Source organism: Oleiphilus sp. HI0123, assembly GCF_001635315.1.
The window spans coordinates 1-620 of record NZ_LWGE01000791.1 but is presented as its reverse complement, the minus strand read 5'-3'; the positions used below and the strand labels follow the sequence as shown (position 1 = coordinate 620).

1 pseudogene is annotated in these 620 nt (G+C 46.8%); it reads right to left on the bottom strand.

From position 1 onward, the window contains the following. A pseudogene (locus tag A3761_RS27250) lies at nt 1–620 on the bottom strand (TonB-dependent siderophore receptor); the annotation flags it as partial.

Here is a 620-nt window from a genome sequence, read left to right as displayed (position 1 = left end):
CGATGTCATGAACTGTCTCGCCGAGTTCTTTTGTAGTCAGAAAATTAAATTGATTGGCAAAATAATCAACGTCTTGCCAGCCTTGATGAGTACTTAACGAAGCAGTTTCAAAGCCATTGGTATCATTCGTAGCATCATCAAGTGTTGGGTAAGCTGTTGTACCTCGGGCTCCTGTCGCAACATAACCATTCTCGGTAATACCGTAGCGAGTCAGATTCACAATGCTCGAAGTTGGGCTAAATTCATAACCAACACGCAGCGTTGCAGTACTGGTTTCAGATTTCAGAAAGTCCTCATCTTGCACATAAGAAGGGATATCTTTAACAGGTTTGCCGGTATCACCATCTATGTAGGTACCTAAGTCCGGGCTATCTTCGCCTCGGAAATGATAGACATCCGCAACGATTTCTAGCTGATCTGTTACCTGGTGAGATAGTGAGATTGCTGCACCGGCGCGATTTCGGTCAGCCGGGTCACGGTCGGGAACATTTTCACCTGACTTAAGCAGGTTAACACGTAGGGCAGTGTCATAATCAATGACCTGGTTGATATCAGCCGTGACGCGGTGGTGCCAATCGGTGCCGATACCGATAGAGCCTTTCGCAAAGTCATACTCGGTG